The 14,139-nt window shown below is 72.7% G+C and carries 14 protein-coding genes; 8 read left to right on the forward strand and 6 right to left on the reverse strand.

What is annotated here, in order from left to right:
• Positions 1-37: 37 nt before the first annotated feature.
• Both ACFULQ_RS33780 and ACFULQ_RS33785 read left to right on the forward strand, forming a co-directional pair.
• The gene (locus ACFULQ_RS33780) at positions 38-919 is read left to right on the forward strand and encodes an enoyl-CoA hydratase (protein ID WP_383551335.1); all 882 of its coding nucleotides are present in this window, start codon (positions 38-40) and stop codon (positions 917-919) included.
• Positions 920-984: 65 nt separating this feature from the next.
• Complete coding sequence (locus ACFULQ_RS33785; protein ID WP_383551337.1) at positions 985-2,109, forward strand: acyl-CoA dehydrogenase family protein; 1,125 nt, start codon at positions 985-987, stop codon at positions 2,107-2,109.
• On the opposite strand, the gene ACFULQ_RS33790 is transcribed toward ACFULQ_RS33785, so the two are convergent.
• Positions 2,087-2,680 carry a PaaI family thioesterase gene (locus ACFULQ_RS33790; protein WP_383551340.1) on the reverse strand — a complete coding sequence of 198 codons (594 nt, stop codon included), beginning with the start codon at positions 2,678-2,680 and terminating at the stop codon, positions 2,087-2,089. The two genes, ACFULQ_RS33785 and ACFULQ_RS33790, sit on opposite strands and share 23 nt — an antisense overlap.
• A gap of 17 nt (positions 2,681-2,697) precedes the next feature.
• Positions 2,698-3,438: an SDR family NAD(P)-dependent oxidoreductase gene (locus ACFULQ_RS33795; protein WP_383551342.1), complete on the reverse strand. Its 741-nt coding sequence runs from the start codon at positions 3,436-3,438 to the stop codon at positions 2,698-2,700.
• A gap of 81 nt (positions 3,439-3,519) precedes the next feature.
• Between ACFULQ_RS33795 and ACFULQ_RS33800 the strand changes: the two genes are divergently transcribed.
• Positions 3,520-3,978 (forward strand): VOC family protein, encoded by a 459-nt coding sequence (locus ACFULQ_RS33800; protein ID WP_383551344.1) that lies wholly within the window; start codon positions 3,520-3,522, stop codon positions 3,976-3,978.
• A gap of 23 nt (positions 3,979-4,001) precedes the next feature.
• Here ACFULQ_RS33800 and ACFULQ_RS33805 read toward each other — a convergent pair whose 3' ends face one another.
• Complete coding sequence (locus tag ACFULQ_RS33805; protein ID WP_383551346.1) at positions 4,002-4,880, reverse strand: aldo/keto reductase; 879 nt, start codon at positions 4,878-4,880, stop codon at positions 4,002-4,004.
• A gap of 148 nt (positions 4,881-5,028) precedes the next feature.
• Here ACFULQ_RS33805 and ACFULQ_RS33810 point away from each other — a divergent pair, with 148 nt between their 5' ends.
• Together ACFULQ_RS33810 and ACFULQ_RS33815 are read left to right on the forward strand one after the other, a co-directional pair.
• Positions 5,029-5,907 (forward strand): CoA transferase subunit A, encoded by an 879-nt coding sequence (locus ACFULQ_RS33810; protein ID WP_383551348.1) that lies wholly within the window; start codon positions 5,029-5,031, stop codon positions 5,905-5,907.
• Positions 5,904-6,662: a CoA-transferase subunit beta gene (locus ACFULQ_RS33815; protein ID WP_383551349.1), complete on the forward strand. Its 759-nt coding sequence runs from the start codon at positions 5,904-5,906 to the stop codon at positions 6,660-6,662. The genes ACFULQ_RS33810 and ACFULQ_RS33815 overlap by 4 nt, the downstream gene beginning before the upstream one ends.
• On the opposite strand, the gene ACFULQ_RS33820 is transcribed toward ACFULQ_RS33815, so the two are convergent.
• A complete protein-coding gene (locus ACFULQ_RS33820; RefSeq protein ID WP_383551351.1) occupies positions 6,652-7,290 on the reverse strand; it encodes a TetR/AcrR family transcriptional regulator in 639 nt (212 codons plus the stop codon). The two genes, ACFULQ_RS33815 and ACFULQ_RS33820, sit on opposite strands and share 11 nt — an antisense overlap.
• 176 nt (positions 7,291-7,466) lie before the next feature.
• Between ACFULQ_RS33820 and ACFULQ_RS33825 the strand changes: the two genes are divergently transcribed.
• A complete protein-coding gene (locus ACFULQ_RS33825) occupies positions 7,467-9,080 on the forward strand; it encodes an AMP-binding protein (RefSeq protein ID WP_383551353.1) in 1,614 nt (537 codons plus the stop codon).
• A gap of 537 nt (positions 9,081-9,617) precedes the next feature.
• On the opposite strand, the gene ACFULQ_RS33830 is transcribed toward ACFULQ_RS33825, so the two are convergent.
• Both ACFULQ_RS33830 and ACFULQ_RS33835 read right to left on the reverse strand, forming a co-directional pair.
• Positions 9,618-10,838 (reverse strand): acetyl-CoA C-acetyltransferase, encoded by a 1,221-nt coding sequence (locus tag ACFULQ_RS33830; RefSeq protein ID WP_383551355.1) that lies wholly within the window; start codon positions 10,836-10,838, stop codon positions 9,618-9,620.
• Between the two features lie 25 nt (positions 10,839-10,863).
• Positions 10,864-11,667, reverse strand: a complete 804-nt coding sequence (locus ACFULQ_RS33835; RefSeq protein WP_383551357.1) for an SDR family oxidoreductase — start codon at positions 11,665-11,667, stop codon at positions 10,864-10,866.
• A gap of 197 nt (positions 11,668-11,864) precedes the next feature.
• On the opposite strand from ACFULQ_RS33835, the gene ACFULQ_RS33840 reads away from it, so the two are divergent.
• Positions 11,865-12,359, forward strand: coding sequence for a nuclear transport factor 2 family protein (locus ACFULQ_RS33840; protein WP_383551359.1), 495 nt, complete (start codon positions 11,865-11,867; stop codon positions 12,357-12,359).
• A gap of 58 nt (positions 12,360-12,417) precedes the next feature.
• Positions 12,418-14,031 (forward strand): FAD-binding protein, encoded by a 1,614-nt coding sequence (locus ACFULQ_RS33845; RefSeq protein WP_383551361.1) that lies wholly within the window; start codon positions 12,418-12,420, stop codon positions 14,029-14,031.
• The last annotated feature ends 108 nt before the right edge of the window (positions 14,032-14,139 follow it).

Below are 14,139 nucleotides of genomic sequence, written 5' to 3' on the forward strand. Positions count from 1 at the left end.
TTTGGTATGCATTCGTGGTCCCTGTGAAGGAGCTGGCATGTCCGCTGCGGAGAGCCGCCCGGCCGAGGAGCAGGTCGTCACCTACGAGGTCCGCGGCCCGGTCGCCGTGGTGACGGTGAACCGCCCCCGGTACCGCAACGCGCAGAACTCGAAGGTGACGTACGCCCTCGACGCCGCCTTCACCCGGGCCGTCGACGACGACGCGGTGAAGGTCGTCGTGCTCGCGGGCAGCGGCGAGCACTTCAGCGGCGGCCACGACATCGGCACGCCGGGCCGTGACATCCACGAGAGCTTCGAGCGCAGAGCCGTCATCATGTGGGACCACACCGACAAGGAGGGCGTCGACGCCCGGCTGGCCCGGGAGTCCGAGGTGTACCTGGGGATGTGCCGCCGCTGGCGGGAGATCCCCAAGCCGATGATCGCCATGGTCCAGGGCGCGTGCGTCGCCGGCGGGCTGATGCTGGCCTGGTCCTGCGACTTCATCGTCGCCTCGGAGGACGCCTTCTTCTGCGACCCCGTCGTCCGCATGGGCATCCCGGGCGTGGAGTTCTTCGCCCACCCGTGGGTGATGAACCCGCGCGCGGCCAAGGAGTTCCTGTACACCGGAGACCGCTTCAGCGCCCAGCGCGCGCACCAGCTCGGCATGGTCAACCATGTGGTGCCACGCGAGGAGCTGGAGTCGGCCGTCTTCGCGCTCGCCGAGCGGATCAGCGCGATGCCCCGTTTCGGCCTCGCGCTCACCAAGCGGGCGATCAACCAGGCCGAGGATCTGCAGGGAATGCGCACCGGCATGGACTCGGTGTTCGGCCTGCACCACGCCGCCCACTCCCACAACGCCGAGGTGAGCGTCGACTCCCTCGCGGGCATGGACGCTCGGGCGATGCGCGACTCGGGACGGCAGACGGCGGGCAACGCCTGAGGCCGGCCCCCGCCCTGCCCGGGGATCCTCCCGTTCTGCCCAGCATCCTTCCCGAAGGGGGACCGATGACGTTCGCACCCACCGAGGAACAGAACGAACTCGCCGTGACCGTACGGCGGCTGCTGGAGCGCCGCAGCGACACTGGTGCGGTGCGGGCCGCCGTCGCACGGGCCCCGGGCTACGACACGGCCCTGTGGCGCACCCTGTGCGAACAGGTGGGTGCGGCGGCCCTGGCCGTCCCGGAGCGCTACGGCGGCGCGGGTTTCACCCTGTTCGAAACGCACGTGGTGCTGGAGCAGTTGGGCGCGGCGCTGACCCCCTCTCCGCTGCTCGGCTCCGGTGTGCTCGCGGCCCGGGCGCTGCTGCTCAGCGGCGACGAGGCGGCCTGCGAGCGGCTGCTGCCCGGCATCGCCGAGGGCACCTCCGTGGCAGCCCTCTGCTGGGCCGGTGAGGACGGCCACTGGCGCACCGACCGCAGCGACGTGCGCGCAGACTGCGAAAGTGCCTGGTCCCTCACGGGAACGGCCTCCCTGGTCCTGGACGGCGCCGACGCCGACGTCCTGCTGGTGGTGGCCCGGACCGGCCCGGGACAGGTGGGCCTGTTCGAGGTCGACCCCGACGACGAGCGGGTGCGGCGCACCCCGACCCCGGCGATGGACCCGACGCTGAGCCTCGCCAGGATCGAGTTCGACGGGTCGCCCGCGACCCCCCTGACCCTCGACGCGGCCGGTCCGCTCGGCACCCTGTACGACATCGCCGCCGTCGCCGTCACCGCCCTTCAGGTCGGCACCGCCCAGCGGGCCCTCGACATGACGGTCGCCTACAGCAGGGAGCGCGTCCAGTTCGGCCGCCCCATCGGGTCGTTCCAGGCGCTGAAGCACCGTATGGCCGACATGCTGGTCGAGGTCGAGACGGCGAGGTCCGCCTCCTGGGCGGCGGCCCGCGCCGCCGCGGCGGAAGACGACCCGGGGCTGCCGGCACGGGCGGCGCTGGCGAAGGCCTGGTGCTCCGAGGCGCTGAACAAGGTCGCCGCCGAGACCGTCCAGCTGCACGGCGGAATCGCGATCACCTGGGAGCACGACGCCCAGCTCGTGTTCAAGCGGGCCCACGCTCTGTCCCAGCTGTTCGGTCAGCCGCACGAGCACCGGCAGCGGCTCTTCCGCCAGGTCATCGGTGCGGGACCTCGATGAACACCGCCTCGGCCTCGACCGTGCGCACGCCCTCGCACTCGATCCGTCCGGTGACGCCGACCTTGCGTCCGGAGCGCTCCACGATCTCGGAGCGCAGCAGCAGGGTCCGCTCCAGCGGCGTGCGGGCGAGATAGCGCACGGACAGCGACCCGGTCACACACAACAGCCCGGTGGACTGGACCAGGATGCCCAGCATGTTGTCCATCAGCCGGGCGCAGACACCGCCGTGCACCGAGTCGGTGGGGCCCTCGTACAGGGCGTTCACGACGGTGGCGGCCGACGCGCTGCGGCCGTCCGCCGCGAACGACACCTCCAGGGGGAGGTGCACCGGGTTGTACTGGTCGAGGAGCACCCGCGGCACGCCGACGGTCTCCGCCACGGGCAGCGGCACGCACCGGGTCCCGGCCCGCTTCTCCAGGGCCCGGGTCACGGACGCGAGGGTCTCGGTGGCACGGGCCAGCTCGCCGCCGTGGAGGTCGGTCACGGCGACGGCGTGGGCCAGCGCCCGCGTCGCCTCGACGAGGTCCTCCCTCGCCCGGTCCCGCTCCGTCTCCCGTGGCCCACGGCTCACCCCGCTCCCGCTGACGGTCACGCGGACTGCCCGCCGTCGACGACGAAGTCCTGGCCGGTGCAGTAACTCGCCGCGTCACTGGCGAGGAAGGCCACCATGGCGGCCACCTCCGAGGGCGTGCCGACCCGGGGGATGGCCTGCCCGGCGACCGCCCCGCCGCCCGCCCGGGTCTCCTCGCTGATCATCGCGGTGTCGACCGCTCCCGGGCAGACGCAGTTGACCCGGATCCCGTACCCGCCCAGCTCCTTGGCCGCCGACCGGGTGGCGCCGCGCAGCGCCCACTTCGACGCGGAGTAGGCGAGGCCGCCGGGGTAGCCCGTGAGCCCGGCCGTGGAGGCGATGTTGACGATGGAACCGCCGCGCCCGCGCATCAGCGGAAGCACCGCCTGCATACCGAGGACCGCCCCGACGAGGTTGACCCTGAGCGTGGCCGCCAGATTCTCCTCGGACAGCTCGGCGAGCGGTTCCCCGATCGAGATGCCCGCGTTGTTGACCAGGATGTCGACCCGTCCGAAACGGTCCGCGGTCCGGGCCATCGCCGCCGCCCAGGCGCTCTTGTCCCCGACGTCGAGGGGACAGGTCAGGGTGTCGCCCGCGATACGGCCGGCGACCGCCCGCACGCCGCTCTCGTCGAGGTCGGTGAGGACGACGCTCGCGCCGAGTCCGGCCAGGGTCCGCGCGTGCTCCGCGCCCTGTCCCTGGCCGGCTCCGGTGACGAAGGCGATCCTGTCCCTCAGGTCCACGGCCTGCACGACCACTTCCGGGCTCCTCCCGGCCGAAATCCCTCAACCAAGCAATTGCTTGTTAGTCTAACTCCAGGAGCCGTCAGGAGGACCGCCGTGACCTACTCCGTCAACCATGTGGGCATCACCGTCAGCGACCTGGACCGTTCTCTCGACTTCTACGCGCGGATCCTCGGGGGCGAGCGGGTCGGTTCCTGGGAACGCAGCGGCCCGAGGATCGACGCCGTGACCGGATACCCGGGCGTCGTGGTCCGTCAGGCCTTTGTCCGCCTGTCCCGGGGGGCGACACTCATCGAACTGCTCCAGTACGTCGGCGGTTCCCCGGAGGTGACCGACCCGGACCACGGCCGTGCGGGCTCGGTCCATGTGGCCGTCGACGTGGACGGACTCGACGCCCTGCTCGTCCGGCTGCGGGCCGAGGAGGTCGCCGTGCTGTCGGAGCCCGTCACGGCCGGGGAGGGTCCGCTGGAGGGATGCCGTCTCGTCTACGTGCTCGACCCGGACCGGGTCCGGGTCGAACTCGTGGAGCCGCCGGAAGCGGGGAGCGCCCCCTGACCGGGGCCCGGTCCTCTCCCTGTTCAGGTCTCGTCCCGCTCCAGCCGCGCCAGCTCCTCGCCGCTGAGCGCGAGGCCGGCCGCCGCGGCGGAGTCCCGGACCGACTCCGGCCGGCTCGCCCCCGGGATGGGGACCACCACCGGCGACCTGTGCAGCTGCCAGGCGAGCACCACCTGGTACGTGCTGACACCCCGCTCCCGTGCGACGTCCTCGAACGCCGCGTACCGCGCGCCGAGTCCCTTCGCCTGGCGCATCCCGCCGAACGGCCCCCAGGCCAGGAACGTCAGTCCGAGTTCCTCGCACAGCGCGATCTCCGGTTCGCTGGAGCGGAACCCCGGCGAGTACTCGTTCTCCACCGCGACCAGCGTGTCGCCGAGGATCCCGTGCGCCAGCCGGATCTGCTCCGGGTTCGCGTTGGAGATCCCGGCGTGCCGGATCAGCCCCGCCTCGTACAGATCGCGCAGCCCGCCCATGGTCTCGGCGTAGGGGACCTTCGGGTCGGGCCGGTGGTGCAGGTACAGCGGCAGGGCCTCCAGCCCCAGGCGGCGCAGCGAGTCCTCGCACGCGCGGCGCAGGTGCTCGGGCCGGCCGTCGACGTCCCACTCCTGGTCGCCGGGCCTGAGATGGCCGCCCTTCGTCGCCACTACCACGTGATCGACCGGACCCGGGTGGTCCGCGAGGGCCTTGGCCAGCATCGACTCGTTCACGCCGTACCCCGCCGCGGGGCCGTACACGTCCGCGGTGTCGAAGAGCGTCACCCCGGCGTCCAGGGCCGCGTGCACCGTACGGACCGCCCGTGCCTCGTCGTAGCCGGGCACCTGGGTCAGGGTCATCGCGCCCATGCCCACCGGGAAGACCCGGGTCCCGCCCAGGGTTCGCGTCCTCGGACTGGAGTCGGTCATCTCTGTCTCCTTCGCGGGTGCTCCGCCTGTTCCCGGTCGCCGGGCAGTCATCGGTCGGCCCGAGTCAACCTAACAATTGCTTCGTCACCAAGCAAGCGCTAGGTTAATTCGGGAACTTCGAGCCTTCCGGGCGTGAGAGGAAGTGTCCATGGGTGACAAAGCGATGTCCCTGGAGGACTTCGCCGGGACCGTCGAGTCGGGCATGACGGTCGGCATCGGCGGCTGGGGATCACGGCGCAAACCGATGGCGCTGGTGCGTGAACTGCTGCGCACCGACGTCCGCGACCTGACCGTCGTCACGTTCGGCGGCCCGGACGTGGGACTGCTGTGCGCGGCGGGCCGGGTCCGCAAGCTGGTCTACGGCTTCGTCTCGCTGGACAGCATCGCGCTCGACCCGCACTTCCGGGCCGTGCGGGAGCGGGGCGCCGTCGAGACCGCGGAGTACGACGAGGGCATGTTCGTCACCGGGCTGCGCGCCGCCGCGAACCGGCTGGACTTCCTGCCCACCCGGGCCGGCCTCGGCTCCGACGTCCTCACGATGAACCCCGACCTGGTGACGATCGCCTCCCCGTACTCCGACGACGAGTACGTGGCGATGAAGGCCCTGCGGCTCGACGTGGCCCTGGTGCACGTCAACCGCGCCGACGCCGCGGGCAACGCGCAATACCTGGGCCCGGACCCGTACTTCGACGACCTGTTCGCGATGGCCGCCGACCGCTGCTTCGTCAGCACCGAGCGGATCGTCGGGCCCGGGGAACTGCTCGCCGCCGCCCCCGCGCAGTCGGTGCTGATCAGCCGCCTCTTCGTGAACGGGGTGATCGAGGCGCCGCGGGGCGCGCACTTCACCTCGTGCGAACCCGACTACGGGCGGGACGAGACCTTCCAGGCGCACTACGCGGCGGCGGCGCGGGACACCGGGTCCTGGGAGCTGTTCCGCAAGACGTTCCTCGACGGCGACGAGCAGGCGTACCAGGCGGCCGTGGCGGACTTCCACGCCCGGCGCGACGGACAGGAGGAGGGCCGATGACGGAGATCACCCGGGCCGAGGTGTGCGCCGCCGCGTGCGCCGACGCGTGGCGCGACGCCGGTGAGGTGCTGGCGCACGCGGTCGGTGTGGTGCCCTCGATCGGGGCGCGGCTCGCCCGGCTGACGACCAGCCCGGACCTGATCCTCACCGACGGCGAGGCGTACTTCATGAGCGAGCCGCCGCCGCTCGGCCGGACCGCCGCCGACGGGGGCGTGGTCGAGGGCTGGGTGCCCTACCGGCGGGTCTTCGACCTTGTCGCCAGTGGGCGCCGGCAGAGCATGATGGGGGCCAGCCAGATCGACCGGTACGGCAACCAGAACATCTCGCTCATCGGCGACTGGCGACGTCCGAAGCGGCAGCTCATCGGGGTGCGCGGGGCGCCCGGCAACACGGCCAACCACCGCACCGACTACTGGGTGGCCCGGCACACGCCCAAGGTCTTCGTCGAGAAGGTGGACGTGGTCTGCGGCGTCGGCAACGACCGCGCCCGCGGCACCAAGGGGCTGGGCTTCCACCACCTGGGCGTGGTGATCACCGACCTCGCGGTCCTCGACTACGACGCGGAGGGGCGCCTGCGCGTACGGTCGCTGCATCCCGGTGTCACCGCGGAAGAGGTCCGGGTGAACACCGGGTTCGAGATCGACACGAGCGGCGCCGGCGAGACCCGTCTGCCAGACCCGGGCGAACTGCGGCTCATCCGCGAGGTGGTCGACCCCCGGGGCCTGCGCGACCGCGAGGTCCCGGTCACCCGGTGACGAGACCGCCGTGCAGCACGCGGAGGTACTGCTCGGCCAGCGCCTCGGCACGGAACTTGCCGCGCGGGCGATACCACCGCACACTGCACCACACGGTGTCCCGGATGAACCGGTACGTCAGGCTCACGTCGACGTCGGCGCGGAAGACCCCGGACCGCTGGCCCGCCGTGAGCGTTCGGAGCCAGATCTTCTCGATCTTCTTTCCCAGCTGGTCGACGTACTCGAAACCGGACTGCCCGACGAGTGTGTCCGCCTCGCTCTGGTAGAGGGCCACGGCCTCCGGCGTCTCATGGATGGTGGTGAAGGCATGGGTGATGAGCTGGTCGAGGACCTCCCTCGGGTCCGTCCCTTCCTTCTCGATCTCCGTGAAGCGCTCGTGGAGCCGGTCCAGGAAACCCCGGAGGATCTCGTCGAGCATGTCCTCCTTCGAGCTGAAGTGGTGGTACAGGCTGCCCGACAGGATGCCCGCCTCGTCGGCGATGTCCCGCACGGTGGTCTGGGTGTACCCGCGGGTGGCGAACAGGCCGGCCGCGATCTGCAGGAGTTCCGCCCTGCGCTCGGAACCGGTGCCGTTCCTGGCCGCCGTCCGTGCCGGGGCTGCCGCTCGGGCGGGGCGTCGTGCCGCCATGTCGTTCGTCCCTTCCGCCGGGGATCGTCCTCCGGCCGGCAAGCATGTGCTCGAATCCTGCCACAGGCCCCGCTCCCCGCCGTCCCACTGAACGGGACGGCGACTTGCGGACCGCTGGCCCGGGCCGTGCACTGCCCAGCATACCTACCAAGCATTTGGTTGTTCGGAGGTCTCGCGTGATCGAAGAGCCGGCTCCCTCGACCGTCCCCGGGCTGCTGGCCCGGGCGGCGGAGCGCCATGGTGACCATCCGGCGGTCGTCGACGGCGCCGTCGAGGTCGGCTACCGGCAGTTGGCCGAACTCGTCGGGCGGACCGCGCGGGCCTGCGCCGCCGTGGGAGTCCGCCCGGGAGACCGGGTCGCGGTGTGGGCCCCCAACCGGCTGGAGTTCATTCTCGCCCTGCTCGGCGCGCAGTGCGCCGGGGCGTCCGTGGTGCCCATGAACACCCGCTACCGCGGTCACGAGGCAGCGGTCGTGCTGCGGCGCTCGCGCGCCTCGGTACTCGTCCTCGCGAACGGCTTCCTCGGCGTCGACTACATGGAGATGCTGAAGACGGCGGCGGCCGGGGAGGCGGCACCGGGCGATACCGGCCCCGTCCCGGGGCTGCCCGCGCTGCGGAACGTGGTGGACATCGCCGCGGACGTGTCCTGCGACGCCGTCCTGTCCTGGGGCGACTTCACCGCGCGCGCGGACGAGGTGCCGCAGGAGGAGGGAGCGCGGATCGCGGCGGCGGTCGGCCCCGACGACATCTGCGACATCATGTTCACCTCCGGCACGACAGGTGTGCCCAAGGGGGTCATGAGCGCCCACCGGCAGACCATCGGGGCGGCCCTGGTCTGGGCCGAGGGCGCGGCCCTGAGCCCCGCCGACCGCTACGCGATCGTCAACCCGTTCTTCCACGGCTTCGGCTACAAGGCCGGTGTGGTCGCCGCCCTCACGGCCGGTGCCACCATCTACCCGGTGGAGACGTTCGACGCGGGCCGCCTCCTGGAACTGATCCGGTCCGCCGGTATCTCCGTGCTCCCGGGCGCGCCGACCGTCTTCGTGTCGCTCCTGGATCACCCCCGGCTGGCAGAACTGCGGCCGTCCACCCTGCGCTTCGCGACCGCCGGGGCCGCCACCGTCCCCGAGTCCCTCTTCCGGCGCATGCGCGAGGAGCTGGGCTTCCAGACCGTGGCGCAGGCGTACGGCCTGACCGAGTGCACCGTGGCCACCGGTTCCCGCCCCGGTGAGGATCCGGCCCACGTGGAGCAGACGACCGGGCCCGCCGTGCCGGGTATCGAGATCCGGGTCGTCGACGCGGACGGTGCGGACGTGGCGACCGGCCAGGACGGCGAGGTCCTGCTGCGCGGCGACAACGTGATGCTCGGCTACTTCGAGGACGAGGCCGCGACCCGGGCGGCGATCGACGCCGACGGCTGGCTGCGTACCGGTGACGTCGGGCGGCTCGACGAGCACGGCTGTCTGAAGATCACCGACCGGATCAAGGACATGATCATCGTCGGCGGCTTCAACGTCTATCCGGCCGAGGTGGAGAACGTCCTGGCCGGACACCCCCTGGTCGCCGAGTCCGCGGTGGTCGGCATGCCCGACGCCAGGCTCGGCTCCGTGCCCTGCGCCTACGTGGTCCCGCGCCGGGGCCCGCAACCGTCGGCGCGGGACGTCATCGCGCACTGCAGGGAACGGCTGGCCAACTTCAAGGTGCCACGCAGGGTGATCGTGGTGCCCGAGCTGCCGAGGAACGCCGCCGGCAAGATCCTCAAGACGGGGCTGCGGGAGCGGCTCGGCTGAACACCGGCTACCCGGCTACCTGGTGACCTGGTGATCGGGCGGCCGGGGTGACCGCTGGACCGTGCGGTGCGGGGCGTATGTGCCGCGTTGCGGGCCGAGCCGTCACCTCGCCATGGCCGGGGACACGGGCGCGCGTCTGTCGTGCGAGCGGGACGCGCGCCGGTCGTGCGGCTGCACCGGTCGATCCGGCCGCTCGGTCTCCATGGCTGCCGGAAACGGCCTGTGCCTGTGCGGGACGGCACGGCGATTGGTCGGCAGACGGCGGACGGCGGACGGCGGACGACCGGCGCGGCGCTGCCGTGCGGCCGACGCTCACCTGGACCGGAGGACAACCGCTGTGCCGCTCAGCCGAGTCGCTCGGTCATCACGACCGCGCATACGGCCCCCGCCCGTCGTCCGGGCGGGACCACCTGACGACGGGCGGCCGGACCACTCCGCGAGCCGCCGGGCAGCCGGTTTCGGCCGAGCTCCCGACCGCCCCGGACGCACGCCCGCCCCCGGCACATGACCCTGCGGGCCCGGCCACCCGCCAACCGCTCAGCCGAGCCGCTCGATCACCATAGCCATGCCCTGGCCCCCGGCCACGCACATGGCCTCCAGGCCGAACCGGCCGTCCCGCTCCCGCAGGGCGTGGATCAGTGTCGTGGTGATCCGGGCCCCCGTCATGCCGAAGGGGTGACCGAGCGCGATCGCGCCGCCGTTGACGTTGACCCGCTCCGGGTCGGCCCCCAACTGCCGTACGGAGGGGATGACCTGGGCCGCGAACGCCTCGTTGAACTCGAACAGGTCGATGTCGCCCACCGTAAGCCCGGCCCGGTGCAGCGCCTCACGGCTCGCCTCCACCGGCCCGAGGCCCATGATCTCCGGGCTGAGCGCGGAGACCCCGGTGGAGACGATCCGCGCCAGCGGGGCGAGGCCCAGCTCGCTCGCGCGGCGGTCGCTCATCACGACCAGGGCCGCCGCCCCGTCGTTCAGCGGGCAGCAGTTGGCGGCGGTGACGGTCCCGTCCGGCCGGAACACCGGCTTGAGCGCCGACACCTTCTCCAGCGTCACCCCCTTGCGGGGCCCGTCGTCGGCGGCGACCACGCTGCCGTCCGGAAGGGTCACCGGCGTGATGTCCCGCTTCCAGAAGCCCCGCGCGTCGGCCGCCTCCGCCAACTGCTGGCTGCGGACCGCGAACTCGTCCTGCTCGCGCCGTGACACCCCGCACATCAGCGCCACGTTCTCGGCGGTGTCGCCCATCCCGATGTAGACGTCGGGCAGGTCACCGGCAACCCGCGGATCGGCCCAGTCCGTACCCTCGCCCGCGGCGCGGCGGGCGGTGCGCTCGGCGGCCCGCGCGTACACCGGGTTGCGGGTGTCCGGCATCCCGTCGGCCTTGCCTTTGCCGAACCGGGAGACCATCTCCACTCCGGCCGACACGAACACCTCGCCCTCTCCCGCCCTGATGGCGTGGAAGGCCATCCGGGTCGTCTGCAGCGACGAGGAGCAGTACCGCTGCACCGTGGTGCCCGGCACGGTGTCGAGGCCGAGCCGCAGCGCGGTCATCCGGGCCAGGTTGTAGCCCTGTTCGCCGGCCGGCTGCGCACAGCCCAGCATCAGGTCGGCGACCTCGGACGGATCGAGCGCGGGCACCTCGGCGAGCGCGGCCCCGACGATCTGTGCGGCGATGTCGTCGGGGCGCAGATCCCTGAGCGACCCCTTGTGCGCCCGCCCGATGGGGGAGCGCGCGGCGGACACGATCACTGCTTCGGGCATGGGGACTCCCCTTGGTGGTCGGGATTCATCGTTCGCGTGACCTCGCGGCCAGCACACCGGTGTTGGGCGAGTGCTGGAGGAAGGCCGGCCACTCGCCCCCGCCGTCCACGTTCAGCACGGCGCCGGTGATGTGCGCGGCGAGCGGGGAGGCGAGCAGCAGACAGGCCCCGCCGATGTCGTCGGGCCGGGCGAAGACCCCGCGCGGGATGGTCGCCGCGACGCGGGCGGTCTGCTCCGCGTCGCCGTAGTGGTCCGTCGACCCCGGTGTCGCCACCAGCCCGCAGCTGACCGCGTTGACCCGCACCCGGGGCGCCCACTCCACGGCCAGGGTGGTGGTCAGGCTCTCCAGGGCCGCCTTCGCCGCGCCGTAGACGGCGGACCCGGGGCTGGGCCGCCGGGCGCTGATGGAGCTGATGTTGAGCACCACGCCGCCGTCGTCCTGGGCGTCCATGACCGGGAAGACCGCGCGGCTGACGAAGACCGGGGCGAGGAAGTTGAGGTCGGTGACCTTGCGGTGGAAGCGGGGCGAGGCGGAGGCGAAGTCGGCGAACGGCGCGCCGCCCGCGTTGTTGACCGCGACGTCGATCCGGCCCCGGCGGGCCGTGATGTCCTGGACCCACCGGTCGACCTGGTCCGGGTCGCGTACGTCGACCTTGCTGAAGTGCGCCGCCCGGTCCTCGACCGTTCGGGCGGCGCCCGGCGTGCCGCGCCCGCAGGTCTCGACCTGCGCGCCCGCCCTCAGGAACACCTCCACGATGCCCTCACCCACGCCCCTGGCCCCACCTGTGACCAGGACGACCTTCCCCGACATGTCCAACTGGATCGGCATGGCGACACCCTAGCGACGAAGACCAATCAAGCGCTAGGTAGGTACGCTAAAGCGACCAAGCATTTGCTTGGCTCAGGTTGTCATGGCGAGGGACGCTCCCGGTCGTCGGGACCTGTCGTGGCAGGCGGGCCGTCCCGGTCCGACACTCGCCCCAGCGGCCTGTTCGTCCGTACCTGCCACCGCCCGGAGGAGTCGCCATGACGCCCGCTCCCGTCCCGCCGCCCGAGCACGGGCCCACCGACCACGCGCGCGCGGACGGCGCGGAACTGCGCGCCCTGGCCGAGCGCTACGCGGCGGCGCTGGATCGCGGGGACCGCGAGGACTACCTCTCCGTGTTCACCCGGGACGGCGTCGTGGTGATCCACGGCCCGGACGGATCCGTGGTGCAGGAGCGCCGGGGGCCGGCGGAACTCCTCAAGGAGTTCGACGACCTCGGCGGGTTCGACCGGGTCCACCACCTCGTCGGCGGACATGTGGCGGAGGTGACCGACAGCGGCGGATCGGCCACCGCGATGGTCGCTGCGGAGGCACATCACCACAGCAGGGGGACCGACGGGAACGCCACCGATCTGTACTGCCCGGTCCGCTACCGCGACACCTGCGTCCGTACGCCCGAGGGCTGGCGGATCGCCCGCCGGGAGGTCTTCCCGCTCTGGTACGACCTGCGCACCGTCACCGCGCCCCGCTGGTGAAACCGGCCCCGCACATCGCTCCCTCCCCAGCCACCCGCACGACCGAGGAGTCACGGACATGACCGACGAGGAGACGACCACCGACTGGGACGAGGAGTGCGACGTCCTCGTGATCGGCTCCGGCGGAGGCGGGCTGACCGGTGCCTGCACGACCGCCGCCGCCGGGCTCGACACGCTGGTGGTCGAGAAGACCGGCCACTACGGCGGAACCACCGCGTATGCCGGCGCCTGCCTGTGGCTGCCCGGCAACGCGGCCCAGGCGAGAGCCGGGGTCGAGGACTCGGCCGAACTGGGCAGGGCCTACTTCCGGGCGGTCGTCGGCGACAGCACCCCGGCCGACCTGCAGGACGCGTACATCGACAACGCGGGCCCGACGGTCGACTTCCTGGAGCGTGACCACGACGTCCTCTTCGAACACCGGCCGTTCCCCGACTACTTCGACGCCCCCGGCCGGTTCCCGCTCGGGCGCGGTGTGTTCCCCGTGGAGTACCCGGCACCGGAGGCCGGCGACGACCTGCTGGCGGCGGTCCGGCCCGCGGCCTGGGAGGAGCGCCTCGGCGTCCGGGGCCCGGAGGGACCGTTCACGGACGGACGCGCGCTGATCGCCCGGCTGCTGGTGGCCCTGCGGGCGACCGGGCACGGCAGGACGCGCCTGCGCACCGCCCTGACCGCCCTGGTCACGGACGCCGACGGGGCCGTCACCGGCGCGGAGCTGAGCACCTCCGGCGGAGAGGGGACGCTGCGCGTCCGTGCCCGCAGGGGTGTCCTCCTCGCGGCCGGCGGCTTCGAGGCCAGTCACCGGCTGCGGCGCGAGTGGCAGCGACTGCCCGGCGCCGACTGGACGATGGGCGCTCCCGGCGCGAACACGGGCGACGCCATCCTCGCCGCCCAGGCGATCGGGGCCGACACGGCGCTGCTCGCCGAGTCCTGGTGGTGTCCGTCGGTGCTCTTCCCGGACGGCTCGGCCAACTTCGCCCTGGGCTTCCGCGGCGGAGTGTTCGTCGACCGCCACGGCCGCCGCTTCGCCAACGAGTGCCTGCCCTACGACCGCATGGGCCGCGCGATGCTCGCCGCCGACGTCGGCAACTCGCCGGACCGGCCGGTGTGGTGGGTCTTCGACGGCCGTTGGGGAGAGGAACCGCCCGGTATCGTCGTGGTCCCGGCCGACCGCAAGTCTTTCGCGGAGGCGGGTCTCTGGCACACCGCCGACACCCTGGACGAACTGGCCGCGGCCACCGGAATCGACGCCACAGGGCTCGCTGGGACAGTCCGTGCCTTCAACGCCTACGCGGCCGACGGGGCCGACGCCGACCACCACCGGGGCGAGGACCCGTACGACCGCTTCTTCGCCGACGGCACCGGGCCCAACCCGTGCCTCGTGCCGGTCGACCAGGGCCCCTTCCACGCGGTGCGGCTCGTGCTGGGCGACCTCGGCACCAAGGGAGGACTGCGCACGGACACCGCGGCCCGGGTCCTGCGCGCGGACGGGGCGGTGATTCCGGGTCTCTACGCCACCGGCAACACCATGGCCTCGGTGGCGGGCCCGTACTACCCCGGGCCCGGGGCGCCGATCGGCTCGGCGATGGTCTTCGGACACCTCGCCGGGCGTCACCTGGCCGGCCGCGGAGCCCGGCTCCTGGCGGATTCCGCAGCGGAGCACGGGAGGGCGTGACCGGGCCGCGGCGTGAGTCCGCCGCGAACGGTCCGAGGCCGAACCGGGGAGCGTGCGGGATCGGCCGACACCGGCGCGGTGGACGCGGTCGACGAGCGACGGGCGGTG

Source organism: Streptomyces sp. NPDC057253, assembly GCF_042669125.1.
Classification (GTDB): Bacteria; Actinomycetota; Actinomycetes; order Streptomycetales; family Streptomycetaceae; genus Streptomyces.

Coding starts and splice junctions, on each gene's coding strand:
- ACFULQ_RS33780 (WP_383551335.1), top strand. CDS start 38: ATGTCCGCTGCGGAGAGCCGCCCGGCCGAGGAGCAGGTCGTCACCTAC.
- ACFULQ_RS33785 (WP_383551337.1), top strand. CDS start 985: ATGACGTTCGCACCCACCGAGGAACAGAACGAACTCGCCGTGACCGTA.
- ACFULQ_RS33805 (WP_383551346.1), bottom strand. CDS start 4,880: ATGACCGACTCCAGTCCGAGGACGCGAACCCTGGGCGGGACCCGGGTC.
- ACFULQ_RS33810 (WP_383551348.1), top strand. CDS start 5,029: ATGGGTGACAAAGCGATGTCCCTGGAGGACTTCGCCGGGACCGTCGAG.
- ACFULQ_RS33815 (WP_383551349.1), top strand. CDS start 5,904: ATGACGGAGATCACCCGGGCCGAGGTGTGCGCCGCCGCGTGCGCCGAC.
- ACFULQ_RS33820 (WP_383551351.1), bottom strand. CDS start 7,290: ATGGCGGCACGACGCCCCGCCCGAGCGGCAGCCCCGGCACGGACGGCG.
- ACFULQ_RS33830 (WP_383551355.1), bottom strand. CDS start 10,838: ATGCCCGAAGCAGTGATCGTGTCCGCCGCGCGCTCCCCCATCGGGCGG.
- ACFULQ_RS33835 (WP_383551357.1), bottom strand. CDS start 11,667: ATGCCGATCCAGTTGGACATGTCGGGGAAGGTCGTCCTGGTCACAGGT.
- ACFULQ_RS33840 (WP_383551359.1), top strand. CDS start 11,865: ATGACGCCCGCTCCCGTCCCGCCGCCCGAGCACGGGCCCACCGACCAC.
- ACFULQ_RS33845 (WP_383551361.1), top strand. CDS start 12,418: ATGACCGACGAGGAGACGACCACCGACTGGGACGAGGAGTGCGACGTC.